At 69.2% G+C, this 24813-nt stretch carries 25 protein-coding genes; 8 read left to right on the top strand and 17 right to left on the bottom strand.

The window, feature by feature from the left end; translation table 11 throughout:
* Window positions 1–6: 6 nt before the first annotated feature.
* The 4 genes from WJM96_RS15975 to WJM96_RS15960 are packed head-to-tail and all read right to left on the bottom strand — an operon-like array spanning window position 7 to window position 3293.
* Window positions 7–972: a Bug family tripartite tricarboxylate transporter substrate binding protein gene (locus tag WJM96_RS15975; RefSeq protein WP_424813512.1), complete on the bottom strand. Its 966-nt coding sequence runs from the start codon at window positions 970–972 to the stop codon at window positions 7–9.
* A gap of 56 nt (window positions 973–1028) precedes the next feature.
* Window positions 1029–1514, bottom strand: a complete 486-nt coding sequence (locus tag WJM96_RS15970) for a flavin reductase family protein (protein WP_424813511.1) — start codon at window positions 1512–1514, stop codon at window positions 1029–1031.
* A gap of 1 nt (window position 1515) precedes the next feature.
* Window positions 1516–2712 carry an amidohydrolase family protein gene (locus WJM96_RS15965; RefSeq protein ID WP_424813510.1) on the bottom strand — a complete coding sequence of 399 codons (1197 nt, stop codon included), beginning with the start codon at window positions 2710–2712 and terminating at the stop codon, window positions 1516–1518.
* Window positions 2712–3293 (bottom strand): amino acid synthesis family protein, encoded by a 582-nt coding sequence (locus WJM96_RS15960; protein ID WP_424813509.1) that lies wholly within the window; start codon window positions 3291–3293, stop codon window positions 2712–2714. The genes WJM96_RS15965 and WJM96_RS15960 overlap by 1 nt, the downstream gene beginning before the upstream one ends.
* 233 nt (window positions 3294–3526) lie before the next feature.
* On the opposite strand from WJM96_RS15960, the gene WJM96_RS15955 reads away from it, so the two are divergent.
* Window positions 3527–5032: a 4-hydroxyphenylacetate 3-hydroxylase family protein gene (locus WJM96_RS15955; protein WP_424813508.1), complete on the top strand. Its 1506-nt coding sequence runs from the start codon at window positions 3527–3529 to the stop codon at window positions 5030–5032.
* Here WJM96_RS15955 and WJM96_RS15950 read toward each other — a convergent pair.
* The gene (locus WJM96_RS15950) at window positions 5029–5421 is read right to left on the bottom strand and encodes an acyl-CoA thioesterase (RefSeq protein ID WP_424813507.1); all 393 of its coding nucleotides are present in this window, start codon (window positions 5419–5421) and stop codon (window positions 5029–5031) included. The two genes, WJM96_RS15955 and WJM96_RS15950, sit on opposite strands and share 4 nt — an antisense overlap.
* A gap of 107 nt (window positions 5422–5528) precedes the next feature.
* Here WJM96_RS15950 and WJM96_RS15945 point away from each other — a divergent pair, with 107 nt between their 5' ends.
* From WJM96_RS15945 to WJM96_RS15925, 5 genes are read left to right on the top strand one after another with little or no spacing between them, the layout of a single operon-like run.
* The gene (locus WJM96_RS15945) at window positions 5529–6716 is read left to right on the top strand and encodes a M24 family metallopeptidase (RefSeq protein WP_424813506.1); all 1188 of its coding nucleotides are present in this window, start codon (window positions 5529–5531) and stop codon (window positions 6714–6716) included.
* A complete protein-coding gene (locus tag WJM96_RS15940; protein WP_424813505.1) occupies window positions 6713–7201 on the top strand; it encodes a GAF domain-containing protein in 489 nt (162 codons plus the stop codon). Before WJM96_RS15945 ends, WJM96_RS15940 begins: the two co-directional genes overlap by 4 nt.
* Window positions 7198–8160 carry a Bug family tripartite tricarboxylate transporter substrate binding protein gene (locus WJM96_RS15935; protein ID WP_424813504.1) on the top strand — a complete coding sequence of 321 codons (963 nt, stop codon included), beginning with the start codon at window positions 7198–7200 and terminating at the stop codon, window positions 8158–8160. Before WJM96_RS15940 ends, WJM96_RS15935 begins: the two co-directional genes overlap by 4 nt.
* 4 nt (window positions 8161–8164) lie before the next feature.
* On the top strand, window positions 8165–9799 hold the full coding sequence (locus WJM96_RS15930) for a gamma-glutamyltransferase family protein (protein WP_424813503.1): 1635 nt from the start codon (window positions 8165–8167) through the stop codon (window positions 9797–9799).
* A 10-nt stretch (window positions 9800–9809) separates the two neighbouring features.
* Window positions 9810–10787 (top strand): Bug family tripartite tricarboxylate transporter substrate binding protein, encoded by a 978-nt coding sequence (locus WJM96_RS15925; RefSeq protein ID WP_424813502.1) that lies wholly within the window; start codon window positions 9810–9812, stop codon window positions 10785–10787.
* On the opposite strand, the gene WJM96_RS15920 is transcribed toward WJM96_RS15925, so the two are convergent.
* Both WJM96_RS15920 and WJM96_RS15915 read right to left on the bottom strand, forming a co-directional pair.
* The gene (locus WJM96_RS15920) at window positions 10784–11581 is read right to left on the bottom strand and encodes a class II aldolase/adducin family protein (protein WP_424813501.1); all 798 of its coding nucleotides are present in this window, start codon (window positions 11579–11581) and stop codon (window positions 10784–10786) included. The genes WJM96_RS15925 and WJM96_RS15920 overlap by 4 nt on opposite strands.
* Before the next feature lie 59 nt (window positions 11582–11640).
* Window positions 11641–12285 carry a TetR/AcrR family transcriptional regulator gene (locus tag WJM96_RS15915; protein ID WP_424813500.1) on the bottom strand — a complete coding sequence of 215 codons (645 nt, stop codon included), beginning with the start codon at window positions 12283–12285 and terminating at the stop codon, window positions 11641–11643.
* 232 nt (window positions 12286–12517) lie between these two features.
* Here WJM96_RS15915 and WJM96_RS15910 point away from each other — a divergent pair, with 232 nt between their 5' ends.
* Window positions 12518–13327: a DUF72 domain-containing protein gene (locus WJM96_RS15910; protein ID WP_424813499.1), complete on the top strand. Its 810-nt coding sequence runs from the start codon at window positions 12518–12520 to the stop codon at window positions 13325–13327.
* Window positions 13328–13430: 103 nt separating this feature from the next.
* Complete coding sequence (locus WJM96_RS15905) at window positions 13431–15812, top strand: PAS domain-containing protein (protein ID WP_424813498.1); 2382 nt, start codon at window positions 13431–13433, stop codon at window positions 15810–15812.
* Window positions 15813–15826: 14 nt separating this feature from the next.
* Here WJM96_RS15905 and WJM96_RS15900 read toward each other — a convergent pair whose 3' ends face one another.
* From WJM96_RS15900 to WJM96_RS15855, 10 genes are all read right to left on the bottom strand, one after another.
* A complete protein-coding gene (locus tag WJM96_RS15900) occupies window positions 15827–16039 on the bottom strand; it encodes a DUF4170 domain-containing protein (RefSeq protein WP_424813497.1) in 213 nt (70 codons plus the stop codon).
* A gap of 100 nt (window positions 16040–16139) precedes the next feature.
* Entirely contained in the window at window positions 16140–16694 is a 555-nt protein-coding gene (locus tag WJM96_RS15895) for a carboxymuconolactone decarboxylase family protein (protein ID WP_424813496.1), read from the bottom strand.
* Window positions 16695–16733: 39 nt separating this feature from the next.
* Entirely contained in the window at window positions 16734–17240 is a 507-nt protein-coding gene (locus tag WJM96_RS15890) for a cupin (protein WP_424813495.1), read from the bottom strand.
* A 44-nt stretch (window positions 17241–17284) separates the two neighbouring features.
* Window positions 17285–18091, bottom strand: coding sequence for an ABC transporter permease (locus tag WJM96_RS15885; RefSeq protein ID WP_424813494.1), 807 nt, complete (start codon window positions 18089–18091; stop codon window positions 17285–17287).
* The gene (locus WJM96_RS15880; protein WP_424813493.1) at window positions 18088–18924 is read right to left on the bottom strand and encodes an ABC transporter permease; all 837 of its coding nucleotides are present in this window, start codon (window positions 18922–18924) and stop codon (window positions 18088–18090) included. The genes WJM96_RS15885 and WJM96_RS15880 overlap by 4 nt, the downstream gene beginning before the upstream one ends.
* Window positions 18925–18928: 4 nt before the next feature.
* Window positions 18929–19981, bottom strand: a complete 1053-nt coding sequence (locus WJM96_RS15875) for an ABC transporter ATP-binding protein (RefSeq protein WP_424813492.1) — start codon at window positions 19979–19981, stop codon at window positions 18929–18931.
* Between the two features lie 2 nt (window positions 19982–19983).
* Window positions 19984–21051 carry an ABC transporter substrate-binding protein gene (locus WJM96_RS15870; RefSeq protein ID WP_424813491.1) on the bottom strand — a complete coding sequence of 356 codons (1068 nt, stop codon included), beginning with the start codon at window positions 21049–21051 and terminating at the stop codon, window positions 19984–19986.
* Window positions 21048–22304, bottom strand: a complete 1257-nt coding sequence (locus WJM96_RS15865) for an NAD(P)/FAD-dependent oxidoreductase (RefSeq protein WP_424813490.1) — start codon at window positions 22302–22304, stop codon at window positions 21048–21050. The genes WJM96_RS15870 and WJM96_RS15865 overlap by 4 nt, the downstream gene beginning before the upstream one ends.
* Window positions 22301–23437 (bottom strand): M24 family metallopeptidase, encoded by a 1137-nt coding sequence (locus WJM96_RS15860; RefSeq protein ID WP_424813489.1) that lies wholly within the window; start codon window positions 23435–23437, stop codon window positions 22301–22303. Before WJM96_RS15860 ends, WJM96_RS15865 begins: the two co-directional genes overlap by 4 nt.
* Window positions 23437–24771, bottom strand: coding sequence for an NAD(P)/FAD-dependent oxidoreductase (locus WJM96_RS15855; RefSeq protein ID WP_424813488.1), 1335 nt, complete (start codon window positions 24769–24771; stop codon window positions 23437–23439). Before WJM96_RS15855 ends, WJM96_RS15860 begins: the two co-directional genes overlap by 1 nt.
* Between the last annotated feature and the right edge of the window lie 42 nt (window positions 24772–24813).

The raw sequence follows: 24813 nt of genomic DNA, 5'->3' as shown, positions 1-24813 counted from the left end.
AGGGTCCTAACAGTGCAGGTTGAGCAATTCACCCCATTTGGCCCGCTCGCGCACCATGTGCTCGGCGAGCCTCGCGGGATCGCCGGCCACCACGGTCGCCCCGGCGGTGGTCAGTCGCGCTCGGACCTCGCCATCCTGAAGCGCGGCCAGGATCTCGTCCGAGAGCTTCTTCGCGATGGCGTCGGGCGTGGCGATGGGCGCGTAGATGCCGAACCAGGAAGTGATCTCGAAATCGGGAATGCCTTGCTCGATCACCGTTTGGAGCTCGGGGAAATCGGCATGGCGCTCCCGCGCCGCGATGGCCACCGCGCGCAGCCGCCCCTCGCGCATGTAGGGCGAGGCGACCGACAGCTCGATGAACGCGCAGTCGATGTGACCGGCCACGAGGTCGGCATGCACGGCGCCGCCCCCGCGATAGGGCACCTGGTTGATCTCCGCGCCCGCGGAACAGCGCAGGCGCTCGCCCGCCATGTAGTGCGGGCCGCCAGGCCCCCCGCTGCCGAAGGAGAGGGGCGCCCGGTTCGCCTTCATGAGCGCGATCAGCTCCTGCAGGTTCCGCGCGGGAAGGTCCGGCCGCACGCAGAGGACCTGCGGCACATAGCCCACCCAGGCAAGAGGCCGGAAATCGCGCTCGGGATTGTAGGTGAGCTGCGGATTCACCTGCGGCGAGATGCTGATCGTCGTCGTCGAGCCCACCAGCGTCGTGTACCCGTCCGGTGCCGCGCGCGCGACGAAGACCGAGCCGATCTCGCCCGAGGCGCCGCCGCGATTGTCCACCACCATCGGCTGACCGATCGTCTGGCTCACGCGCGTGGCGACGAGGCGCCCGACCAGGTCCACGGTGCCGCCGGGCGTGAAGGGGACGACAAGCCGCAAGGTGCGGTCCGGAAAACTCTGCGCGCGCGCCAACAGGCCGAGCAGCGAAGCCCCTGCCCCGCCCAGCAGGCCGCGCCTTCCCCAATGTGCCGTCATGGCCAATCTCCGCTCATCCGAAATGCGTCATGGAGGGTGAAGCAAACCGTGTGCCGTCACGCGGCGCCGGCGAGCGCGGCATAGCCGCCGCGATAATAGAGCAGCGGGTGCCCCGCCGCGGCGGTACCGTGGTCCAGCACCCGGCCGAGCATGATGGTGTGGTCGCCGCCCGGCATGCAGCCGTGCATCTCGCAATCGAACCAGGCGAGGTGCGGCTCCAGGATCAGCCCGCCCGCCGAACCTTCGCGCGCCGGCATGTCCTGCCATTTGTCGGCGCCGGGGCTCGCGAAGCGGGCCGAGAGCGCAGCCTGCTCGCCATGCAGCACGGTGATGGCGAAGCCGCGGGCCGCGACCAGCGCGTCATGGCTGCGCAGCTTCCGCGCGAGGCAGACGAGCAGCAGCGGCGGATCGAGCGAGACCGAGGTGAAGGAATTGACCGTGACGCCAAGCCGCTCGCCATCCGGCGCACGCGCGCCGACGACGCAGACGCCGGTCGGGAAATGGCCGAAGGCGTTGCGGAGGGCCTTGGGGTCGATGCTCATCTCAATGCCCGCCACCGGAAAAATCCATCGGCAGGCGGCACTGCGCCACCCGGACCTGGCGGATGGCCGCAGGGGTATTGCGGCTGCGCCCCACGAAGCGCGGCACCGCATCGGTAAAGACCGCCGCGACGGCGGGGATGTCGCCATTCGCGAGTGCCGAGAGCGCGTCGTTGCAGGCGCCGCCGGCGCAGGCGTCGATCAGCACCACGTCGGCATCGCGCCCTGGCGCCAGGATGCCGCTGTTCAGGCGATAGGTCCGCGCATTGTTGCCCGTGGCGGCAGCGATCGCCTGCTCGGGCGGGATGCCGCCGAGGCTCGTGAGGTGGCTGATCGTGTAGAGCATGCCGAGCGGCATGATGCCGCTGCCCGTCGGCGTGTCGGTCGCGATGAGCAGACGTTCCGGCTGCCCCGCCTCGTCCAGCAGCTTCGCGGTCTTCAGCGCGGTGCGGAGATTTCCGGCGGTGCAGATCTGCATCGCCACGTCGCTCTCGTTCACCAGCCGCGCGAAGCCCTCCTCCGGCATGGCGACGGGGCCACCGTTCACGTGGAAGGAAACATGCGCGTTCGCCGCCAGCACATGCTCGGCCCAGATGCCGGAGGAGCCGGGGATGGAGGAGCCGCCGGTGTGCATGGTCGTCACCATGCCGTGCCGGCGCGCCCATGCCATGGGCTCTGCATAGCCGAAGGGCGTGTCGAAAGCGCCGAAGCCGGCCTTGGCGAGCCAGAGGCCCGCGGCCGCGAGCTCCGCGATATCGGCCTCGGTCAGGCCGGGCTCCAGGATGACGGAGCCCGCGTGGACGCGCATCCCGCCCGGCCGGTAGTTCAGGAAGCAGGCGCGCGCCGCCAGCGCCAGCGCCTTCACCCCCGCCGGATCCTTGGGCCGCCCCGGCACATGCACCTCCGAGGCCGTGATGGCGGAGGTGACGCCGCCATGCAGGTAGCTCTCGAGGAAGCCGACGGTCTTCTGGCGCGGCGTGTAGTCGCCGAAGGTGATGTGGACATGGCTGTCGATCAGGCCCGGGATGGCGATGGTGCCGGCCGCATCCACCACCACATCCGCCGCGCCGATGCGCCCGGCATCCACGTGGCCCACGGAGGTGATCAGGCCATCCTCGAGCAGGATGGCATCGCCCTCCGCGACCGGCGAAGCCAGGTCGCCCGTTACGATGCCGCCCAGGTTGACGATGGCCGTGCGCATCAGCGCAGGCCGTCCTTGCCCGCGATCTCGGCGGCCTTGATGCCGCCGACGCGCGCATTGATGCGCCCGCGATTGGCCAGCACGATGATGAGCGCGACCTCGTCGCACGCCGGCGCCTCGGGCGGCATGGTCAGCGTCATGCCGTCATAGTGCGAGCGCACGTAGAGCGCGTCCTTGTGGGCGAGCGGCACATCGATCGTCGCACCGGGCGCGGCGACCTTGGTGTAGGACGGAATCCACGCCAAGGCGCCGCCCACCGCCTGGCGCAGCGGCTCGGCGAAGGTGGTGGTGAGCATGGCATTCGCGTGTTCCTGCTCGCCGCCCAGGCCTACGACGCCTCCCTTGCCGTAGCTCTCGACCGGAAGTCCGCCCATCGCCTCGATGGCGAGCTTCGACATGAACTCGCCGACGGCGGCGCTGGCCGCGATGGCGGGCGAGAGGTCTTCCTCGTAGCGGCCGGCATAGGGATTCTTCACCACCGCGATGACGCCGACCTTCCGCAGCGCCGGATCGCCGGGACGGCCGGCCTCGACCATCTTGTTCTCCACGACGGTCATCCAGCGGCGGATTTCAATCTGCATAGGGTATTTCCGGTTGTCTGCTTCGGCGCAAAGCCTGTCAGAGAAGTTTATACCTTGCAAGAGAAGCCATTTACCAAAGCCTTATTGCGGTTCCAGGCTAACCTGAACGGCGTCGGAGCCGAAGGCCCAGCGGACACCGCCTTGCACATGGCTTTTCATGTATTGTAATAGCTTCGTTGGTTAGGTATTGAAAACCAGGAGCCACCGTCAGCGGCCCCAAGGAAGGACCCCCTATGAGCAGCGCGACCCAGCCCCTGGTGAAGGACGGCGCCGAGCACCTCCGCAGCGTGCGCGACGGGCGCTCCGTCTACCTCAACGGCAAGCTGATCACCGATGTCGCCAGCCACCCGGCCTATCGCAATGCCGTGGGCTCCGCCGCGATGCTGTACGACCACCAGGCCAAGCCCGAGAATATCGAGCGCATGACCTTCGATCTCGGCGGCGGGCGGCGCGTGAACCGCGCCTGGCAACTTCCGACCTGCTATGCCGAGATGGTGGAGCGCCGGAAGGCGCTGGTGGAATGGGCGGAGCTCACCTGCGGCTTCCTCGGCCGCTCGCCGGACCACGTCGCCTCCTCCATGTCCGCGCAGTACATGGGCGCGGCGGTCTTCGACGCGCACGACCCCAGGCGCGGCAAGGCTTTCCGCGAGTGGTACGAATACGCGCGCGCGAACGACCTCTTCCTCACCTACGTCATCAACAACGTGCAGGGCGACCGCTCCAAGGCCTTCGGCGACCAGGGCGAGGGCGCGGAGGACATGATCGCCCGCATCGTGGACGAGGACAGCTCCGGCATCACCATCCGCGGGGCCAAGCTCTTCGCCACCTCGGCCATCATGGCCAATGAGATCTTCGTGGGCTCCGGCCAGCCGCTGAAGCGCGGCGAGGAGGACCTGGCCTTCTCCTGCGCGCTGCCCATTAACGCGAAGGGCCTCAAGCTCCTCTCCCGCCGCAGCTTCGAGGAGGCGGCGCTGAGCGAGTACGACCACCCGCTCTCCTTCCGCTACGACGAGAACGACGCGCTGGTCTTCTTCGACGACGTGAAGGTGCCGTGGGAGCGCGTCTTCGTGTACCGCGACACGGATATGTGCCGCGCGCAGCTGCATGACACCTATGCCCATGTCTACCAGAACTACCAGGCACAGATTCGCCTCTCGGTGAAGCTGCGCTTCCTCGTCGGCCTGGCACGTGGCGTCGCCGAGACCATCGGCACGGTGAACTTCCCGCCGGTGCGCGAGCAGCTGGGCAAGCTCGCCTCGCAGGCTGCGCTGATCGAGGGCATGGTGCTCGGCATGGAGGCGGGCGGCCAGATGGTCGGCCCCCACTACCTGCCGAACAAGCATCTGCTCTACGCCGCGCAGGTCCAGTCGCAGGAGATGTATCCCCAGATCATCCAGTCGATCCGCGAGCTCGCGGGCGGCGCGATGCTGATGCTGCCTTCCTCGGTCGAGGATTTCTCGCATCCGGAGCTCTCGCGCATCATCCAGGCCACGCAGATCTCGCCCGCGATGACGGGCGAGGAGCGGGTGAAGCTGCTGAAGCTGACCTGGGACGCGGTCGGCACCGAATTCGCCTCGCGCCACCTGCAGTATGAAATGTTCTATGCGGGCGGCCAGTACGTGACGCGCGGGCACAGCTACCGCACCTATGACTGGGACCGGGCCACCGGCATGGCCCAGAACGTGACCGCTTCCTACCGGCTCGCCGACTTCACCGGAAAGAGCGATCAGGCCGCCTAGTCGCGCGGCACCGGGCGGGGGCGGCCGCCCTCGTCCACCGCGACGAAGGTGAACTCCGCCTGCGTGACCTTGATGCGCTGGCCATTGCCGCGCCGCAGCACCCAGGCCGCGATATCGAAGGTGACGGAGGTCCGGCCGATCCGCGTCAGGTCCGTATAGACGCAGACCACGTCACCGACCTTCACCGGCTGGATGAAGACCATGCTGGAGGCGGCGACGGTCACCACCCGTCCCCGCGCGACGGCGGATGCGGCAATGCCGCCCGCGGCGTCCATCTGGGCCATGACCCAGCCGCCGAAGATATCCCCGGCCGGGTTCGTATCGCCCGGCATGGCCAGCTGGCGAATCTGCAATTCGCCCCGCGGCGTCTCGGTCGGATCCTGCTCCATGGGCCGGATGTGGCACCGGCCCGGAGAGCCGGCAAGCCTGCCCCCGCGACATGACGCCCCGTTCATGGTATGTCGCGGCGCATAGCTAACTACCCCACGAGAACCAAATGACCCTGAGCACCGCCGTCCGCGACCATCGCCACGCCATGATGCGTGAGCTCATGGACCGCGAGGGCTATGACGCCCTGGCCTTCACCGGCGCCGACTTCTTCCAGTTCGCCACCAATTTCGCGACCGACGTGCAGCCCTGGGAACGCCCCATCGTCTGCATCGTGCCCCGCAACGGCGAGCCCTTCGTCATCCTCTGCGAACTCTCGACCAATCATTGGCGCTTCGGGATCGAGGCGCAGAAGCTCTGGGTCACGGATGTCGAGTTCTATGCCGAGCATCCGCGCCTCTCGAACCGCGTGCCGCTCGTCACCGAATGGCCGCAGCTGGTGGCCGACCGCCTGCGCCGCGCCGGACTCGCCAAGGCGCGCATCGGCGCGGACGCCGCGGGCGGCATGCTGGCGCGCGCCACCGCCCTGCTGCCCGGCGTGAAGCTGGAAGGCGCCACCGCCGGTTGCCGCGCGCTCCGCTGGGTCAAGCATCCCGAGGAGCTGCAGCTGCTGCGCGAGATCGCGGCGCTGACCGACTGGGTGCAGGACCAGTACCGCGAGAACATCCGCCCCGGCCGCCTGGTGCAGGAGCTCGACATGTCCATGGCGGCGAAGCTCGCCGAGGAATCGGCCGTGCGCTTCCCCGGCCAGCATCTCGAGATCATGCGCTGCTGGACGCTCTCGGGCCCCGCGAGCTGCGCGCCGCATGGCGACGGCCGCTCCTCCGGCCAGCGGATCGAGAAGGGCGACGGGCTGGTCAACATCGTCATCCCGCGCGTGAACGGCCTCGTCGTCGAGAACGAGCGCACCTGGTTCTGCGGTAAGCCGACGGCGCGGCAGGAGTTCCTCTACGAGACCGCGCGCGCCGCGAACGAGGCCGCCTGCGAAGCGGCGATCACGGGCAAGCCCGTCTCGGGCATCGACGCCGCCGCCCAGGCGGTGATCGAAAAGGCCGGCGTGGCCGACCTGATCCTGCACCGCACGGGCCACGGCATGGGGACGATGGGCCATGAGTTCCCCGAGGACATGGCCTTCAACCACCGCCCCCTCATCGCGAACGAGGTCTATTCGGCCGAACCCGGCCTCTACCAGTGGGGCCTCGGCGGCTTCCGGCACGACGACACGGTGATCGTGGGCGCGACGCCCGAGATCATCACCCGCGCGCCGAAGGACCTCGCTTCTCAGACCATCCTGTGATCCTCGCGCGCGCCGCGCGGGCCCTCGCCCTCCCCGGCCAGCCGGAGGCAGGGCTCGGCGCCATCGAGGAAGCGGCGGCCGGCCTGGTCGGCCACCGCCTCTTCACGGTGCTGGTGCTCGACGAGGCGCGCGACCGCAACCGCCGGTTCCATTCGAGCCATCCGGCGGAATACCCGGTCTCCGGCTACAAGCCGATCAACCGGGAGAGCGAGTTCTACAGGGTCGTCGTCCAGGCCGGCGAGGCACGCTTCTGCCGGGATCGCGCGGAGGTCATCCGCGCCTTCCCGGACCATGAGCTCATCTTCTCGCTGGGCTGCGAGGGCGCGGTGAACATGCCCGTCCGCTGGGACGGGCGTACCCTAGGCTCGCTCAACCTGCTGCACCGGGCCGGCCATTACGGCCCGGCGCAGCTGCCCGAACTCACCATCCTGGCGGCGCTCAGCGTCGCCCCGTTGCTACGCATTCTCGAAAGTCCCGGACCATGACGATCTCCCTCCCCCGCCGCGGCGCCCTGCTCGCTGCCCTCGCCACGCCCGCCGTCGCCATCGCGCAGGAAGCCCCGCTGCGCGTCATCATCCCCCAGCCCCCCGGTGGCGCCACCGACATCCTGGCCCGCCTGCTCTCCGAGCCTCTCTCGCGCGAGCTCGGCCGCAGCGTGGTCATCGAGAACCGGCCCGGCGCCAACGGCATCGTGGCCATCAACGCGCTGAAGCAGTCGCGCCCGGATGGAAACACCATCATGCTCGGCGGCGTCTCGATCTTCTCGTTCAATCCGAACCTCTTCCCGAACCTGCCTTATGATCCCTGGCGCGACTTCTCCTGGATCGCGCCGATCGCCGATACGCCCTTCGTGATCATCGCGGGCAAGAAGATGGGCGTGAACACGATGCAGGAGTTCGTGGCCCGCGGCCGCGCGCAGCCCGAGCGCATCACCTATGGCAGCGCCGGCAACGGCAACTCCACGCATCTCGGCATGGAGATGGTGGCCGAGCGCGCCAATATCCGCCTGACGCACGTGCCCTTCGCGGGCTCCGCCCCCGCGCTCACCGCGATCATCGCGGGCGACATCGACTGCATGTTCAGCCCGCTCGGCAGCACGCTCAGCGCCATCGAGGCCGGCACCGTCGTTCCGCTGGTGACCATGGGGCATGAGCGCTCGCCCGCGCTGCCCAACGTGCCTACGCTGCGCGAGGTGGGGCTGGACTTCATCACCCTGCCGGGCTGGTACGCCTTCATCGGCCCCGCCGGCCTGCAGCCCGCCGTGGTGGAACGGGTGAACGCCGCGACCCGCACGGTGGTCGAGAGCGCCGCCGTCACGCAGAAGCTGCGCGAGGCCGTGCTGGAGCCGATTTCCGGCACGGCGCAGTCCATCCAGGATCGCGCACGGACGGAAAGCGCCGAGATCGGCGCCTTCATCCGCCGCCGCGGCATCCGGGTGGAGTAAGCGCATGGCCCGCCCGCAGCGCCGCCTGCCCGAAGCCCGCGCCATGATCGTGGCGCCCCAGCCCGAGGCGGTGGAGGCCGGCGCCGCCGTCCTCGCCGCCGGAGGCAACGCTCTCGACGCGGCGCTGGCCTGCGCGCTGGCGCAGGGCGTCGTGGACCCGCTGATGTGCGGCATCGGCGGCCTCGGCGTGCTCCATCTCCTGGAGCCGCATTCGGGCGACCATGTCGTCGTCAACGGCCTCTCCACCTGCCCCGGCGCCTGCACCGAGGACATGTGGGCCGAGGCCTTCGAGCGCGAATGCAGCGACGGCTACGGCTATGTGCTGAAGGGCTTCGTGAACGAACTCGGGCATGGTGCCGTCACCACGCCCGGAATCCTGCGCGTCTTCGCGGAGGCGCATGCGCGGTGGGGCCGCCGCCCCTGGGCGGAGCTCTTCGATCCCGCCATCGCGATCGCGAACGAAGGCTGGCTCGTCCGGCCGCATGTCGCGACCATGATGGCGCTGGACGAGGCGGGCTATGGGCGCCTGCCCTACCGCGCCAAGCTCGCCTTCACCGAGGACGGGCAGCGGCTCTACCTGCGGCCCGACGGCACGCCGAAGCGCGTGGGCGATTCCGTTCGCAATCCGGAGCTGGCCACGACGCTCGGCACGCTGGCCCGCGAGGGCGCGGAGGATTTCTACACCGGCAGCATCGCGCGCCGGATCATCGCCGACATGCAGGCCCATGGGGGCCTGCTCTCGGCCGGGGATCTCGCGGGCATGCGGCCCGAGATCGGCCCCGCGCTCACCATCCCCTATCGCGGCCGCACGATCGCCGTGCCGGCCCCGCCGGCGGGCGGCATCATGGTGGCGGAGATGCTGCGCATCCTGGAGCGCTTCGACCTTCCCGCCCTTGGCCACAACAGCGCCGAGTACATCCGCGTGGTGGCCGAGGCGATGAAGATCGCCGGCCGCGACAAGGACCTGCATATCGGCGACCCGCGCTTCGTGGAGCCGCCGCTGGACCGCCTGCTCTCCGACATCTACGCCGACCAGCGCGCGGGCGAGATCGCGGCCGGGCAGAAGCACCACCTGCCGCGCACCGAGGCCGAGGCGCAGCACACCACCACCATCTCCTGCGTCGATGCGGACGGCATGGTGGTTTCGCTGACGCACACGCTCGGCGTGCCCTCCGGCGTCATCGTGCCGGGCACGGGCTTCATGCTGAACGGCGCGATGAACTGGTGCGATCCGCGGCCGGGCCGCCCCGGCTCCATCGCGCCGGGCAAGCGCCGCTTCTCCTCCATGGCACCGAGCATCGTGCTGGAGGAGGGGCGCCCCGTCGCCACCCTCGGCGCGCCGGGCGGCGCCTGGATTCCCATAGCGATCGCGCAGGCGCTGGTGAACCTGCTCGACTTTGGCATGACCATGCAGGAGGCCGTGGAGGCGCCGCGCTTCAGCGCGACCAGCGACGCCATCGACATCGGCAACCGCATCCCCCGTGCCGTCCAGCGCACGCTGGAGGAGATGGGCTACGAGGTGAAGCGCACCGCCGCCACCTTCCCCTTCGCCGCCGTGCACGGCATTAGCATGTGGGACGGCCGCCTCGAGGGCGGCGCGGATCCGCAGCGCGACGGGCTCGCCACGGGTATCCCCTGAGGAGAATGGCATGACGATCTCCCGCCGAAGCCTGTCCCTCGCCGGGCTGCCCCTGCTCGCCACGCCCGCGCTGGCGCAGCCCGCCTGGCCGACGGCCGGGCCCATCCGCTTCGTGGTGCCCTTCGCGCCCGGCGGCACGACGGACATCATCGCCCGCATCGTGACGGCCGAGATGGCGCGCCGCATCGGCCAGAGCATCGTGGTGGAAAACCGGCCCGGCGCGGGCGCCATGCTCGGCACAGGCCAAGTCGCGCGCGCCGCACCCGATGGCTACACGCTGCTGCTCTCGGTCATCAGCTCCATGATCGTGGGCAAGGTGCTGCAGGGCGAGCGCGCGGGCTTCGACCCGGACCGGGACTTCGCGCACATCGCCATGGTGATGAGCACGCCCTACCTCATCCTCGTGCGGCCGGACCTGCCGGTCCGCAGCGTGGCGGATCTGGTGGCGGCGGCGAAGGCCGCGCCGGACCGCTATTCCTACGGCACCTCGGGCATCGGCTCGATGCCGCACCTGGTGATGGTGCGCTTCCTGCAGGCAGCGGGGCTCAGCATGACGCATGTGCCCTATCGCGGCTCGGCCCAGGTGGTGTCGGACGTGGTGGGCGGGACGCTTCCCATGATGATCGACAGCCTCACCGCCGCCAGCGCCAATATCCGCAGCGGCGCGCTCAGGCCGCTCGCCCACACCTGGCCGCAGCGCGTGCCGGGCTTCGACGACATCCCGACCTTCGCCGAGCTGGGCTACCCGTCGCTGGTGGTGGACGGCTGGTCGGGCATCGCGGCGCCCGCCCGCACGCCGCGACCGATCGTGGAGAAGCTGGCGGAAGCCGCGAGGGACTCGCTGCAATCGCCCGAACTGCTGCGCCGCTACGCCGAAAGCGCCACGGCACCGGGGCGCCTCTTCCTGGACGACGCGCAGCAATATGTGCGCGACGAGCTGGCCGCCTGGACGCCCATCATCCGGGCGTCCGGCGCGTCCATCGATTAGGCGAGCAGTTCCGGCTCCTCGCTGGTGATCTTGTCCCAGAGCGGATGGAAGTTGAGGATTCCGCCCCGCTCGTTGCCGATCTGCGAGGCCGTGAGCTCCGCGATCTCGGGCCTGATCAGCTGCGGCTTGCCGGCGGCCTCGGCCAGGAGCTGGGCGCGCGCGCAATTGTCCATGGCGATGAAGCGCCAGGCCGCGGCCTCGACCGACTGGCCCACTGTCAGCAGCCCATGGTTCTTCAGGATCGCGGCCTTGTGCGGCCCGAGCGCGGCGGCGATGCGCTGGCCTTCCTCCTCCTCCAGCACCACGCCCGTGAAGTCGTCGAAGAGCGCGTGCGACTGGTAGAACTCGCAGGAATCCTGCGTCAGCGGGTCGAGCAGCTTGCCCAGGGTCGAGAAGGCCTTGCCATGCGTCGAATGCGTGTGCGCGGCGGCCACCACGTCCGGCCGAGCCGCATGAATGGCGGAATGGATCGCGAAAGCCGCGCGGTTCACCGCATGGGAACCTTCCACCACCTCGCCGTCATCGTTCACGAGGATGAGGTCGGAGACACGGATGCGCCCGAAGTGAAAGCCGAGGGGGTTCACCCAGAAGTGGTCGAGCTTCTCGGGGTCGCGCGCCGTCACGTGGCCGGCGAGGCCCTGGTCGTAGCCGTAGCGGGCGAAGAGCCGGAAGGTGGCGGCGAGGCAGCGCTTGCGGTGCAGCCGCTCCTCCTCGATCGAGCGTTCTGGCGGGCCATTGCGCAGGAGGGAGAGGAAATCCTGGCCATGGCGGTCCGGCGTGCTGATCTGGTTCATGGAAGCGGCCTTCGGCGGGTGAGAGCCGATCCTGACGGACCCGCCCTCCCGCCGCAACATCAGCCGCGCTTGCGTTTGCCCGCTTCCGCCGCGCCGATACCGTGGATGATCATGTCGCAGAAGTTGTCCACGATCTCCGCCGCCGTCATCGGGCCCTCGGGGTCGTACCAGCGCGCCATCCAGTTCACGCTGCCCAGCACGAAGCGCCCGGCGAGGCGCACGTCCTTGATCTGCATCTCGCCACTGTCGATGCCCGCCTGCAGGATGTCGCGCAGGAGGGCCTCGTAGCGGTCGCGCCAGCCCACGCGCTCTTTCCGGCTGCGGGCCTTGGGGTCGCTCCAGAAGGCGCTGGCGCCGGCGATCCAGGCCCAGCGGAACTTCTCGAAGAAGGTCGCGGTCTCGACCAGGAAGGTCCGCAGCCGCTCGACCGGCGGGCGCGAGGGATCGTCGAATTTGGAGACATGCAGGAAGATCGACTTGGTCGTGCCCATGGCCAAGGGCCGCAGGATCGAGTCCTTATCCGGAAAATAGTGGTACAGCGTCGCCTTCGAGATATCGCACTCGGCCGCGATGTCGCGCATCGAGACGCCATCGAAGCCCCGCTGCGCGAAGAGGCGGCAGGCCACCTGGAAGATCTGCACAATGCGCCCCTGCGGCGGATTGCCGGACCCGTCCAGCTCCAGAATTTCGGCAAGATCGTCCATGCTCCGCAGTTGCATGGGCGTCAAAGCTTCGCAAGGTCCGTCATTCGGCGAAAAGCCGGCATGAATGAACTCCCTTCCCCTGCGGCCCGCGTTCATCCAGGCCCTGACCTAACCGGACGGTCGGTAGGTGCCGTTATCCTAGGTGCGGCATCGCGTCCCCGCAACGGCCCCGCTTGCGGGAAAGCATTATCGCCGCACATCCTGCGGGCCACCAACCCGCAGGAGGAACCGCATGGCCAAGGGACGCATCCGCATCGGCGTGGGCGGCTGGACCTTCGAGCCGTGGCGCGGAACCTTCTATCCGGAGGGCCTGGCCCAGAAGCGGGAGCTGGAATACGCGGCCGGCAAGCTGACCTCTATCGAAATCAACGGCACCTACTATGGGTCCCAGAAGCCCGAGAGCTTCCGCAAATGGCATGACGAGACGCCGGACGATTTCGTCTTCGCCCTCAAGGGGCCGCGCTTCACCACCAACCGCCGCGTCCTGGCCGAAGCGGGCGAGTCCGTCCGGCGCTTCCTGGACAGCGGCATCCTGGAGCTGAAGGACAAGCTCGGCCCGATCAACTGGCAGTTTGCCGGGACCAAGAAGTTCGACCCCGCGGATTTCGAAGCCTTCCTGAAACTGCTGCCACACGAGCATGGCGGCCGCGCGCTGCGGCACGCCGTCGAGGTCCGGCACGAGAGCTTCCGCGATCCGGACTTCGTGGCCCTCGCCCGCCAGCATGGCGTCGCCATCGTCCTCGCCGGCGACACGGATGAATTTCCGCAGATCACGGATCCCACGGCCGACTTCATCTACGCCCGCATCATGGGCACGAAGGAGGATGAGGAGCTGGGCTATCCGGCCCGGGCACTGACAGCCTGGGCGGCGCGAGCCCAGGCCTGGGCCGCGGGCGAGCCGCCGAAAGGACTGGCCCCGCCGTCGGGAGCGCCGGACAAGATGCGCCCACGCGACGTCTTCCTCTACGTCATCAGCGGCTTTAAACCCCGTAACCCGGCGGCGGCCATGGCGCTCATCGGAAAAGCCTCCAAGTCGGCATGAAACCAGCGGAGCCGCGACTTGTTCCCACATCCGGCATGGCGCCGGGAAGGCCGCGATGGATGATGTCCAGGAATAGGCGACGCCCGCCAGCGGGGGCTTTCGAGTGAGTTCGACCGGCGGAGAGCCTGGCCAGCGCCGGAACGGCAAGCGTATCTCGCGGGCGGGCTTCCTGTTGCCCGCGGCGGCGCTGCTGGTTCCGCTCTTCGTGCTCGCGGGCGGTGCGTGGCTCAGCTGGCGCGCCGCCAAGGAAGACGCCTTCATCCAGCTCCAGCGCACCTCCGAGGCCGCGGCGGAATACGCGGCCAGGGCGTTCGAGACCTATGCGCTGGCGGCGGGGCGCGTGAACGACCGGCTGCGTCATCTCTCGGACGAGACCATCCGGCACCAGCAGCATGCGCTTCACAACGACCTGAGGAGCATCGTCGACGAGCTGCCGCAAAGCGACTTCGCACTCGTCGTCGATCGCCAGGGAACGCTGCTGCTGGCGACCAACACCTTCCCGGTCAGCCGCGACCGCTCCCTGGCCGACCGGGACTACTTCCGCGCCTTCCAGCAGCCCAATCCACCCGAGACCTATATCAGCCCGCCCTATGTCGGGCGCTACGACAACCGGCTCCGCCTCTCCATCGCGCGCGCCCGGAGGGAGACGGGCAACGGCCTCAGCCCGGGCGCCTTCGACGGCGTCGTCTCCGTCTCGGTCAATCCCAACTTCCTGGCAGAGCGCCTGCGCCGCCTCGCCGGGCAGTCGGGGGATGTGCTGGTCCTGACGCGGGATGACGGGCACATCCTCAGCCGCACCACCGGCATGGAGCGGCCGCTGCCGCCCATCGCGCGGGGCCGGCCGTACCACGACTTCGTGGGCTCCGAGATGGGGCAGTACGAAGCTATCAGCGTGGTGGACAACACGCCCATCCTGGCCGTGATGCGGCGGGTCGATGGCTTTCCCATCTATGCGACGGCGCTCCGCCCGCGCGCCACCGTCGTGGAGCATTGGCGGCGGACCCTGGCCTCGCATCTCGTATTCGGTCTGCCGGCGACGCTCATGCTCTTCCTCCTGGCCCTGCGCGTGCGACGGGACCAGCAACGGCTCGACACCGCCAATACCCAGCTTGCCAGCGACGTGCTCCGCACCGCGGACCGGCTGGACCGCGCCGCCCGCTTCGGTCTGGTGGCCACTTTCGAGATCGACCTGAAGTCCGGCGTGAACAGGCGCTCGGCCGAGTACATGGCGCTCCAGGGCCAGACACGGTCGGCGGCCGAGGAGCGCCACGCGGACTGGGTGCGCCGCCTCCACCCCGACGACCGCGAGCGAGCCGAAGGCGCCTTCCTCGAGGCCACCTCGGACGAGAGCGGTATCACCGAATACTCGCAGAGCTACCGGATCGTGCGCCCGGACGGGGAGGTGCGCTGGATCGCGGCGCGCGGCGAGATCGAGCGCGACGCCCAGGGCCACGCCCTGGTGATGCGGGGCGCCCATGTGGACGTGACGCCCTTGCGCTCGACCGAGCGGGCGCTGGCCGAGAGCGATGCCCGGCTGCGCCTCGCGCAGGAGGCCGCGGGTATCGGCACCTGGGAATGGGAGCCCCCGGCGAAGGGCCTGGTCTGGTCGCCCAAGATGATCGAGCTCTGGGGCTTCGATCCCTCGCTGGGCCCGCCCCCCATGGCGGAAGCCTTCGCCCGCATGCACCCGGCCGACCGGGGCCGCGTGCGCCGGGAAATGGCCCTCGCCCGGCGCACCGGCCAATTCAAGAGCGAGTTCCGCCTGCGCCTGCCCCAGCCGGACGGCGAGATCGAGACGGTCTGGATCGCCGCCCGCGCCCGCCGCCTGGAGGACCGCGGGGGCGCCCGCCTCATGGGCGTGGCCTATGACGTCACGGAGCGCAAGCTGGCGGAGGAGCAAGCGACGCTCCTCGCCCATGAGGTCGAGCACCGGGCGAAGAACGCCCTGGCCATCGTCTCGGGCCTGCTGCGCGTCACGACGGCGGCGGATCAGGAATCCTTCGTGGACGTGATGGAGGGCCGCGTCCAGGCCCTGGCCCGGACCATGACCCTGCTCAGCGAGAACCGGTGGCGAGGCGCCAGCCTGCGCCAGATGATCGGCCATGAGCTGGAGCCCTTCACCGGACCCGGCGGGCCGCACGTCCACCTCACCGGGCCCCATGTCATGATCGAGGCAGCCGTCGCGCAGCCGCTTTCCATGGCGCTGCACGAGCTCACGACCAATGCCGCGAAGTACGGAGCGCTCTCCGCGGCCAGCGGGCACCTCTTCGTCACTTGGAACTGGGACGGAAACGCGCTGCGCATCGAATGGCGCGAGGAGGGCGGGCCGACCCTCGCCGGGCCGCCGCCGCGCCGGGGCTTCGGCTCGCAGCTCATCCAGCAGACCTTCGAGGCCCGGCTGGGCGGCCGCTTCGAGACCGAATGGCGCCCGGAAGGGCTGCTGTGCCGGATCAGCTTCGCGGGCGGTGTGGTCCTGGAGGGCTGAGCCCCTTCAGGCGTTCAGCCTTCCGCCGGCGTCGGGGAGGCCAGCAGGACGAAGAGGCGGTGCGTCGCGATGTCCACCTTGCGGCGCGTCTCGTCGCGCCAGGCCCGCAGCGCGGTCGCCTCGTCGTGGTAGGGGCCGTGGAGCTCCTCGGTGCCGGGCTCCAGCGTCTCGAAGGTGAAGTCGGTGAAGATGCCGCCCCAGACGACCCAGATCTTATGCTCCGACATCCGCTTCACCTCATTCCGCAATGCAGCAATGGCTTAGCGAGCAGACCACCGCCCGCCAAGCCGATATAGGCACCGCCGCGTTAAATTGCGGCCAAGCAGGTCAGCCCTGCGGTTTGGGCAGAGGAAAACGCTCGAGATAGGGCCGGTATTCCGGTTCCACATCGATCTCCAGCGTGGCCAGCGTCCGCACCACCGCGCAGTAGAAGGAGGCCGTGACGGTCAGGTCCACCATCTGCTCGTCGCTCAGTTTTTCGCGCAGCGCGTCGAAGGTGGGCTTGGTCATGGCGCCGGCATAGACCTCGCGGGCGCCCTGAAGCACCAGCCGGGCGAGCGGCTCCAGGCTGCTCTGCCGCCCTTCGCTTTCGGCGATCAGCCCCTCGATATCCGCGTCCGAGACGCCGAAATCATGGCCGATCTTGATGTGGTGCGACCATTCATAGGCGGAGCGCGCCAGCCAGCCGACCTGCAGGATCGCCAGTTCGCGAAGCCGGGGGTCGATCTTGGCGCCGAAGCGGATGTACTGGCCGAGCGTGCCGAAAGCCCGCGCCGCACCGGGGCTGTGCACCAGGCATCGGTGCAGCGTGATCATGCGCTTCAGCAGGTCGCGATCGGCTTCCTGCAGGTCCTCCGGGTTGAGATAAGGCAATCGGGCCATGGTGGCTTCCTCCCTTGTTGGCGGGGAGGATACAGGGCCTCAGCCAGGCCGCCAGAGCCGCGGCAGGGGCCCGCCCGGACCGAAAACCGGGTCGCTCCCGGGAAAGCCCAGGCTGGCGATATGGGCCAGCCCCGATGCGTCTGGCGCCTCTCGGCAGATGTCGCCCTCCTGGCCCGGCGGATAGGCGCCGACCACGAGAAAATCGCGGGTCGAGCCGAGGTTGCGATGACCCGTCCCGGCCGGCAGCACCGCGACATCGCCCGCGCGGACCTCCACCTCCTGCCCGCCGGGACCGCCCAGCATCAGCCGCGCGCTTCCCGCGGCGAAGCCCAGCACCTCATGACCCTGGGTGTGGAAGTGATGGAAGTCGTAGACGCCGTTGCGCCATTGCGGCGGCCAGCCGTTGCGCTCGAACAGCGCCTCCAGCGCCGAGGCGGGGTCCCTCGCGCCCGCCGGCAGGACGCCGCGGTAGAGCAGCACCGGAAGGGACGGGTGATTGGGAATCGCGCCGGATGGCGCGAAACGCAGGGCCTCGGGTTCGGTCATGGCGGCTTCCTTCTACCCGAACGAAGCCGCCATCGCCGAAAAGGTTACTTCAGCGCCGCCATCTGCCCGCCCTTGAGCTTGCGGATGACGCCGTCGATCGCGAGCGCCAGCGTCGTCACCGCGATCAGCAACGTGCTGACGGCGGCGATGGTGGGCTCCACCTCGAGCAGCAGGCTGTTCCAGATGCGCACCGGCAGCGTCTCCGACCGGATGCCCGCGAGGAAGAGCGAGATCACCAGCTCGTCGAAGCTCGTCAGGAAGGAGAAGAGCGCGGCGGAGACCATGCCTGGCAGCGCAATGGGCAGCACCACCCGGCGGAACACCCCGAAGCGGGAGCAGCCGCAGACCATGGCCGCCCGCTCCAGCGCCGGGTCCACCGTCTTCAGCGCCGATTGCAGGATCACCAGCACCACCGGCAACGCCACCACCGAATGCGCGACGGAGATCCAGGGCTTCACGCCCACCAGCCCCATCTTCGCCGAGAGGAAGTAGACCGCCACCGCCGTGATGATGTGCGGCACGATCACCGGCATCAGCAGCAGCGAGGTGATCGCCGCCTTGAAGCGGAAGTTGCCGCGCACCAGCGCATAGGCGGCGAGGAAGCCGATCACCGTCGAGAACACCGAGGCCATGAGCCCGATCAGCACCGAGTTCATGATGGCCGCGCGCCAGCGATGATCGCCGAGGAAGCGGGCATACCATTGCATGGACAGCGTCTCGGGCGGGAACTTCAGGTAGCCGTCGCCGCTGAAGGAGGCGATGGCCACGATCACGATCGGGGCCACCAGGCCGAAGCAGAGCAGCGCCACCAGGGCCTTGAGCAAGGTGGCGCGCATCACGGGACCCATCATCGCGCTGCCTCCTCCTTCTCCGCGAACCGGCTGTAGACGCCGTAGAGGATGAGCGTGACGGCCAGCAGCAGGATGGTCATCAGCGCGGCCGTCGGCCAGTCATGGGTCAGCTCCACCTCGCGCTCGATCAGCATGGCGATCATGATGTCGCCCGGCCCGCCCATCAGCGCCGGCGTGATGAAGAAGCCGATGGAGAGGATGAAGGTGATCAGCACGCCCGCGATCACCCCATGCAGGGTCAGCGGCATGAAGACCTTGAAGAAGACCGTCGCCGGCGAGGCGCCCATGCCCTCGGCCGCCTGCAGCAGCCGGTGGTCCACCGCCTTCATCGCGGCGAAAAGCGTCAGCACCATGTAGGGCAGCAGCACGTAGGTCATGCCGATGACGACGCCGAGCCGGTTGTACATGAGGTTCAGCGGTGCATCAATGAACCCGAGGCCGAGCAGGATCTGGTTGATCAGGCCGTTGCGCCCCAGCAGCACCATCCAGGCATAGGTCCGGACAATGGTGCTGGTGAAGTAGGGCAACACGATGCAGAGCAGGATGGCCGTGAAGGCCCAGCCCTTGGCGCGCGACAGCGCGTAGGAGACGGGGTAGCCGATCACCAGCACCAGCAGCGTGACGACAGCCCCGATGAGGTTGGTGTTCAGCATCACCTTCAGCACGGTGGGCGAGAAGAGGACGGCCTGCGCCTCCTCCCAGATCTCCGCCGCGGTGCCGAGCTCGCCCAGCGAGCCGACCAGGAACCAGCCGATCGGCACCATGAAGACAGCAGCCAGCAGGATGAGCGCCGGGGCGATGAGCAGCCAGGCGGAGAGGCGTCCGAGCGGCATCGCCTCAGCCCGCCAGCAGCCGGCTGTCCTCGGCCCGCCAGCTCAGCGTCACCGCGTCCCCGGGCCGGTGCAGCACGGCGCCCGCGCCATTGGCGACGTCGCAGAGCAGCGAGGCGCCATCCGCCGCCGTCACGGCATAGCGCACGATGTTGCCGAGGAAGGAGGCGTGCTGGACCTGGCCCGGAAGGTGGTTCGAGGCGGCATCCAGGGTGCCGGCGAGCACGCTGACCTTCTCCGGCCGGACGAAGACCAGCCCATCCGCGCCGGGCAGCGCGCCGCGCGCGGCCAAGATGGCCGCGCCGCCGGGCCCACGCACCGCCTCGCCGTCACGACGGACCTTGAGCAGGTTCGCCTCGCCCAGGAAGGCGGCGACGAAGCTGCTTTCCGGATTCTCGTAGACCTCGCGCGGCGGTCCCATCTGGGCGATCTTGCCGTGGTTCATGATGGCGATGCGATCGGACATCGTCAGCGCCTCCTCCTGGTCATGGGTGACGTAGATCACCGTCATGCCCAGGCGCTGCTGGATCTCCTTGATCTCGACCTGCATGTGGTAGCGGAGGTTCTTGTCGAGCGCGCCCAGCGGCTCGTCCATCAGCACCACCTTGGGATGCGCCACGATGGCGCGCGCCAGCGCCACGCGCTGCTGCTGCCCGCCCGAGAGCTGCCGGGCATAGCGCGCTCCGAAGCCGTCGAGCTTCACCATCGCGAGGGCTTCCGCCACGCGCGCCTGGATCTCCGCCTTGGGCGCGCCCTTCACCGTCAGCGGGAAGGCGACATTCTCCGCGACGTTGAGATGCGGGAAGATGGCGTAGTTCTGGAACACCATGCCGAGGCCGCGGCCGCGCGGCGGAACGCGCGTCATGTCCTGCCCGCCCAGCATCACGCGCCCCTCATCGGGCACGACGAAGCCCGCGAGCATGGAGAGCGTCGTCGTCTTGCCGCTACCGGATGGGCCGAGCAGCGTGAAGAACTCGCCTTCCGGGATGGCGAGGGATACCCCCGCCACCACGGTCTCGGCCCCGTATCGCTTGGTGACCGACTGGAGATCGACAGCCATGCTCAACGCAGCAGCCACCGGGCCCAGGCGCGGCTCACCCGGTCGCGATTGGCGTCCCACCAGGCGATGTCCTGATAGAAGCCCAGGCGGCGGGAATTCTCGCCGCCTGGCATGCGGGCGATCTCCGCGGGCGTCAGCAGGCCGAAGGCTCGCTCGTTGGTCGGGCCGTAGATGAGGGCCTTGGCGTATTGCGCCTGGACCTGCGGCTGCATCATGAAGTCGGCGAGGCGCTGCGCGCCCTCGACGTTGCGCGCATCCTTGAAGATGCCCAGCGCCTGAACCTGGATCATGTGCTCGTTCCAGGTGTAGCCGAGCGGCGCGTTGCGATCGATCAGCGTCTGCAGGCGGCCGTTCCAGATGGAGCCGAGCACGACCTCCTTGTCGGACAGCATCTGCGCGGAGAGCGCGCCCGTGTCCCAGAAGCGGCGGATCTGCGGGCGGATGCGCGACATGATGGAGAGAGCGCGATCCACGTCGATCGGGTAGAGCCGCTCGCGCGGCACGCCGTCAGCGAGCAGCGCGAACTCGAAATTGACCGAGGCGCTCGCGATATCGGAGAGCATGCGCGGCCCGGGGAACTTCCCCGCGTCCCAGAAATCCGCCCAGCTCTTCGGGTGGTTGTCGCCGGGGAAGCTGTCGGTGTTGTAGGCGAGCACCGTCGCATAGGTGAAGTTGCCCACGCGGTGGGACTTCCGCACCTCCGGCGTGATGTCCTCGGGCTTGGACCAGCGCCAGCGGTCATAGGCGATGGGTGCCAGCGCGCCCATGCGCTCCAGCGTCATGAGCTGCGCGTCGCCCGTGTCGATCAGGTCCAGCTCGACATTGTTGGCGCGGAACATGGCGATGAGCTTGGCGGCCGTCGCGGCCACCACCGTCACGCGGATGCCCGTCTCGGCCGTGAAGGGGTCGTAGACGTAGCGGCGCATGATGTCGTCATAGGCACCGCCCGGCGTGCGGACGATTACCTCGTTCGTGGCCTGCGCGCGGCCCATCCGGAAGGCGGGCGCGGCCAGCGCAGTGCCCAGCAGCAGGCGCCGGCCGAGGCGCGTGGATACGGTCGTCTCTGTCATGGGGAGCCTCCTTGAAAACGATTCACCGAATAGGGCGCGGCGTCGATGCGCGGGGCGGCACCCAGAATGAGGTCCGAGACGAGCTTGCCGCTGGGCGGCCCACCCGTCATGCCGAAATGCCCATGGCCCAGGCAGAGATGCAGCCCGGGCCGCGAGGGCACGGGGCCCAGCACGGGCAGGCTATCGGGCGTCGAGGGACGATGGCCCATCCAGAGCCGGGGCGTGCCGCCTTCGAGACCGGGGAAGAGCGTGCGCATCAGGCGCAGGAGCTGCTCCGCGCGGCGCTCGTCCGGCGCCGCGTCCAGCCCCGCGATCTCGACCGTCCCGGCCGCGCGCAACCCCTCCTCCATCGGCGTGATGGTGAAGCTGCGCGACTTGTAGAGGATGGGCATGCGCGGCGCCACATTCGCGCCGGGCAGCAGCAGGTGATAGCCGCGCTCGGTCTCCAGCGGGACGCGGATGCCCAAGGGATCGAGCATCGCGCGCGACCAGGCGCCGCCCGCGACGACGACGGTGGCCGCGACATGGTTCGCGACATTGGTCATCGCCATCCAGCCACCGCCCTCGCGGGGAATGAGCTTCAGCACGCGCTCGGCCAGGATCTCCCCGCCCTCGGCGAGGAAGAGATCGGCAAGGCGCCGCACCATGCGGCCCGGATTGACCGTGTTGCCGTTGCCCGGGATCAGCACCCCGCGCGAGACGTGCCGCGCAATGCCGGGAAACATCTGCCGCAATTCGTCGGCGCCGAGCACCTCGGTGGGAATGCCCTGGCGGGCGCGGAATTCGCGCTCCAGCGCGGCGGCGGGCGTCTCCTCTGCCCGGTCGAAGACCTGCACCTGGCCGGACTGGCGGATGAATTCGGAAAAGCCGCCGGCTCCCAGCAGGGCGCGCCAGGCCTCGAAGCTGCCCACATGCAGCGCCCGCATGGAGGCGGAGATCGCCAGGGCGCGGTCCATCCGCCCCGCCTTGATCCAGCGCCAGAGCCAGGGCGTGGCGCGCGGCAGGTAGGAGCGCCGCACCACCAACGGCCCGAGCGGATCGGAGAGCCAGCCCGGGACCTTTCGCAGCATGCCCGGGAGCGCGACCGGCACGGAGGTATCGGGGCTCAGCAGCCCCGCATTGCCGAAGGAACTGCCGCCGGCGGGCGGCAGCGCATCGATCACCGTCACCTCGCGGCCCGCGCGGCGCAGCGGCAAAGCCACCGACAGCCCCGCGACACCCGCGCCGAGGACGATGATCCGGCCAGCGCTCATGCGTTGACGATGAAGCCGCGCGGCAACTGCGTCAGCCGCTCGGAGCCGGTCTCGGTGACCAGCACGCTCTCGCTGATCGCCGCCCCGCCGGCCGAGGCATAGACGTGGAAGACCATCCCAGCTTCCAGCGGCCAATGCGCCTCGGGATGGAAGATACGGGTGAAGTCGCTGGTACGCGGCCCCGCATCGCCGTAGAGGCCCAGCGTATAGGCGGTGATGTTGTCGTAGCTGTCGCGCAGCCCCGCCTCCACCACACCCTGGCGCAGGATGGCGTCGATGTCGGAGGCGATGGCGCCCGGCTTCATCGCCGCGATCTGACGATCCTGCAGCTCGATCAGGATATCCAGCGCGCGCTGGCGCTCCGGCTCCGGCTGCCCGAGCACGGCGTTGCGCATAATGCGCGCGCTATAGCCGTGGATGCGCGGCGTCAGCTCGATATGGACGAGGTCGCCCTTCCGCAGCGGCTCGTCTCCCGAGGGCGCGTGAAGGAAATTCCAGCCGCGGCCGGCGGTGATGGGGCCCGGGCGATAAGGGTCGCCGCCCATCTCCACGAAGGTCATCTGGGCCCGCTTGGCGGCATCGCGCTGGAAACCGCCTGGAATACAGACAGCGGCGGCATCCAGCGTCGCCTGGTCCGCGATCGCGGCGGCGCGGCGTAGCAGTTCGATCTCGGCGGGCGACTTGATGAGCCGCAGCTCGGCGATCACCGGGCCGATATCCACGAACTCGGCCTTCGGCATGGCCTCGCGCAGCGCGGCGAAGCGGCCGACGGACATGCCGTAGCTCTCGAAGTCCAGGCCGATGCGCGCGGCGGAAAGCCCGCGCTCCGCGAATTTCGCGGCCAGCACCGGAATGGGATCCTCCCAGTCGCGATAGAAGGGCACGTCCTCGATCCAGCTCCGCTCGCGGCAGATGCCGGCGTCCAGCGCGCGGATCAGGAAGAAGGGCTCGGCCTCTAGCGGGATCACGGCGCAGCGCCAGCGATTGGCCGAGCTGCCGAAGCCCGTCACCCAGATCATCGCCTCGATCTCGTCGAAAAGCGCGGCATCGACCCTGGCCGCGCGCATCCGGGCCTTCAGCCGCCCGAGGCGCTGCTCGTACTCCGCGGCGGTGAAGTAGGGATGCTGGCCCATCAGGGCTTGTCCCGCAGGCGCCAGCCATCGAGCCGGTCGCGGAGCTGGTAGCTCATGCCCACGACGGGCAGGAACCAGGGATTGCCGTTGTAGAAGGGCTTGGTCGGGAACGGGAGGCGCGCATAGGCGGAAACGCGGTTGGAGCCGCCCATGATCTGCTGCGCCGCGACGGTGCCGAAATGCGTCATGGTCGTCACGCCGCTGCCGTTGCAGGCCATGGCGTAGTGGACGCCCTCATGCTCGCCGACATGCGGCATCATGTCGAAGGCGAACGCGACGTTGCCCTTCCAGCTATGCGTGATCTTCGTCCCCTCGAGGTCGGGGATCAGATCCGTCATGAAGCGGTGCAGCCGCGCGCCGGAGCGCCTGGTATCCGCATCCACGAAGCTCGCGCGGCCCCCGAAGAGGATGCGGCGGTAATCCGGCGAGGGCCGGAAGTAGTAGAGGACCTTCTTGGTGTCCCCATAGACGCGCAGCTTGGGAAGCGCCTTGCGGACACGCTCCTCGCCCAGTTCCTCGGTCGCGATCATGTAGCTCGCGACGGGGATGAGGCGACGGCGGTGCCAGGGCGTAGCCTTGCCCGTGTAGCCGTTGGTCGCGACCATCAGGTGCTTCGCCTTCACGCGGCCGCGGCTGGTATCGACGACGAATCCGCCATCGGCCTCGCGGCGGTAGCCCAGCACCTTGGTACCGCCGGCCATGATGGCGCCCTGGCGCTCCGCCGCATGGCCGAGCGAGCGCACATACTTGCCCGGATGCAGCGAACCGGCGCGGTGCAGCACCATGCCGCCCACAAAGCGGTCGGTGGCGATCTCCTCCGCCACGCGCTCCCGGGGGATCAGGAAGGCCTGCTCGCCCATCGCGGAATTGATCATCTCGGCACGGCGCTTCAGCCCGTCCATGGCCTTCTGGGCGTGGGCGCCCACGAAGCGGCCGCAGCGCACGAAGTCGCAGTCCAGCCCCTCGCGCGCGACCAGCGCCTCGAAGCTCTCGAAGGCGCCCTCGCTTTCCTCCGCGAGCTCATGGAGGAACTTCTTGCCCAGGACCTGCTCCAGGTCCGCGCGCACCTTGCCGAGGCTGCCCGCGCCGGCCAGCGCGCCGCCATTCCGCGATGAAGCGCCCCAGCCGATCATCTCCCGGTCCATGACCAGGCTCTTCACGCCGTTGCGGCCGAGCTCCAGCGCCGTGGCGAGGCCCGCAATGCCGCCGCCGATGATGGCGACGTCGATGTATTCGGGCAGCGGCGGCGCGTCCGCGATGCTAGGCGGGGCCGCATCCCACCAATAGGGGCGCTCGACGAATCCCGGAGCGAAGGGGTCGGAGGTGTCTGTCATGCCGATGTCACGGTTGCACGGCATTTGCCCGCTGCATCATAC

The sequence above is a fragment of the Roseococcus sp. YIM B11640 genome, assembly GCF_049727625.1.
In the GTDB taxonomy this organism is placed as follows: Bacteria; Pseudomonadota; Alphaproteobacteria; order Acetobacterales; family Acetobacteraceae; genus Roseococcus.
This window is presented reverse-complemented; position numbering and strand designations above follow the sequence as displayed.

What these genes read in the sequence shown, in the direction of transcription:
- WJM96_RS15975 (WP_424813512.1), bottom strand. Translation starts at nt 972, where the DNA reads ATGACGGCACATTGGGGAAGGCGCGGCCTGCTGGGCGGGGCAGGGGCT.
- WJM96_RS15970 (WP_424813511.1), bottom strand. Translation starts at nt 1,514, where the DNA reads ATGAGCATCGACCCCAAGGCCCTCCGCAACGCCTTCGGCCATTTCCCG.
- WJM96_RS15965 (WP_424813510.1), bottom strand. Translation starts at nt 2,712, where the DNA reads ATGCGCACGGCCATCGTCAACCTGGGCGGCATCGTAACGGGCGACCTG.
- WJM96_RS15960 (WP_424813509.1), bottom strand. Translation starts at nt 3,293, where the DNA reads ATGCAGATTGAAATCCGCCGCTGGATGACCGTCGTGGAGAACAAGATG.
- WJM96_RS15955 (WP_424813508.1), top strand. Translation starts at nt 3,527, where the DNA reads ATGAGCAGCGCGACCCAGCCCCTGGTGAAGGACGGCGCCGAGCACCTC.
- WJM96_RS15950 (WP_424813507.1), bottom strand. Translation starts at nt 5,421, where the DNA reads ATGGAGCAGGATCCGACCGAGACGCCGCGGGGCGAATTGCAGATTCGC.
- WJM96_RS15945 (WP_424813506.1), top strand. Translation starts at nt 5,529, where the DNA reads ATGACCCTGAGCACCGCCGTCCGCGACCATCGCCACGCCATGATGCGT.
- WJM96_RS15935 (WP_424813504.1), top strand. Translation starts at nt 7,198, where the DNA reads ATGACGATCTCCCTCCCCCGCCGCGGCGCCCTGCTCGCTGCCCTCGCC.
- WJM96_RS15930 (WP_424813503.1), top strand. Translation starts at nt 8,165, where the DNA reads ATGGCCCGCCCGCAGCGCCGCCTGCCCGAAGCCCGCGCCATGATCGTG.
- WJM96_RS15925 (WP_424813502.1), top strand. Translation starts at nt 9,810, where the DNA reads ATGACGATCTCCCGCCGAAGCCTGTCCCTCGCCGGGCTGCCCCTGCTC.
- WJM96_RS15920 (WP_424813501.1), bottom strand. Translation starts at nt 11,581, where the DNA reads ATGAACCAGATCAGCACGCCGGACCGCCATGGCCAGGATTTCCTCTCC.
- WJM96_RS15915 (WP_424813500.1), bottom strand. Translation starts at nt 12,285, where the DNA reads ATGGACGATCTTGCCGAAATTCTGGAGCTGGACGGGTCCGGCAATCCG.
- WJM96_RS15910 (WP_424813499.1), top strand. Translation starts at nt 12,518, where the DNA reads ATGGCCAAGGGACGCATCCGCATCGGCGTGGGCGGCTGGACCTTCGAG.
- WJM96_RS15900 (WP_424813497.1), bottom strand. Translation starts at nt 16,039, where the DNA reads ATGTCGGAGCATAAGATCTGGGTCGTCTGGGGCGGCATCTTCACCGAC.
- WJM96_RS15895 (WP_424813496.1), bottom strand. Translation starts at nt 16,694, where the DNA reads ATGGCCCGATTGCCTTATCTCAACCCGGAGGACCTGCAGGAAGCCGAT.
- WJM96_RS15890 (WP_424813495.1), bottom strand. Translation starts at nt 17,240, where the DNA reads ATGACCGAACCCGAGGCCCTGCGTTTCGCGCCATCCGGCGCGATTCCC.
- WJM96_RS15885 (WP_424813494.1), bottom strand. Translation starts at nt 18,091, where the DNA reads ATGATGGGTCCCGTGATGCGCGCCACCTTGCTCAAGGCCCTGGTGGCG.
- WJM96_RS15880 (WP_424813493.1), bottom strand. Translation starts at nt 18,924, where the DNA reads ATGCCGCTCGGACGCCTCTCCGCCTGGCTGCTCATCGCCCCGGCGCTC.
- WJM96_RS15875 (WP_424813492.1), bottom strand. Translation starts at nt 19,981, where the DNA reads ATGGCTGTCGATCTCCAGTCGGTCACCAAGCGATACGGGGCCGAGACC.
- WJM96_RS15870 (WP_424813491.1), bottom strand. Translation starts at nt 21,051, where the DNA reads ATGACAGAGACGACCGTATCCACGCGCCTCGGCCGGCGCCTGCTGCTG.
- WJM96_RS15865 (WP_424813490.1), bottom strand. Translation starts at nt 22,304, where the DNA reads ATGAGCGCTGGCCGGATCATCGTCCTCGGCGCGGGTGTCGCGGGGCTG.
- WJM96_RS15860 (WP_424813489.1), bottom strand. Translation starts at nt 23,437, where the DNA reads ATGGGCCAGCATCCCTACTTCACCGCCGCGGAGTACGAGCAGCGCCTC.
- WJM96_RS15855 (WP_424813488.1), bottom strand. Translation starts at nt 24,771, where the DNA reads ATGACAGACACCTCCGACCCCTTCGCTCCGGGATTCGTCGAGCGCCCC.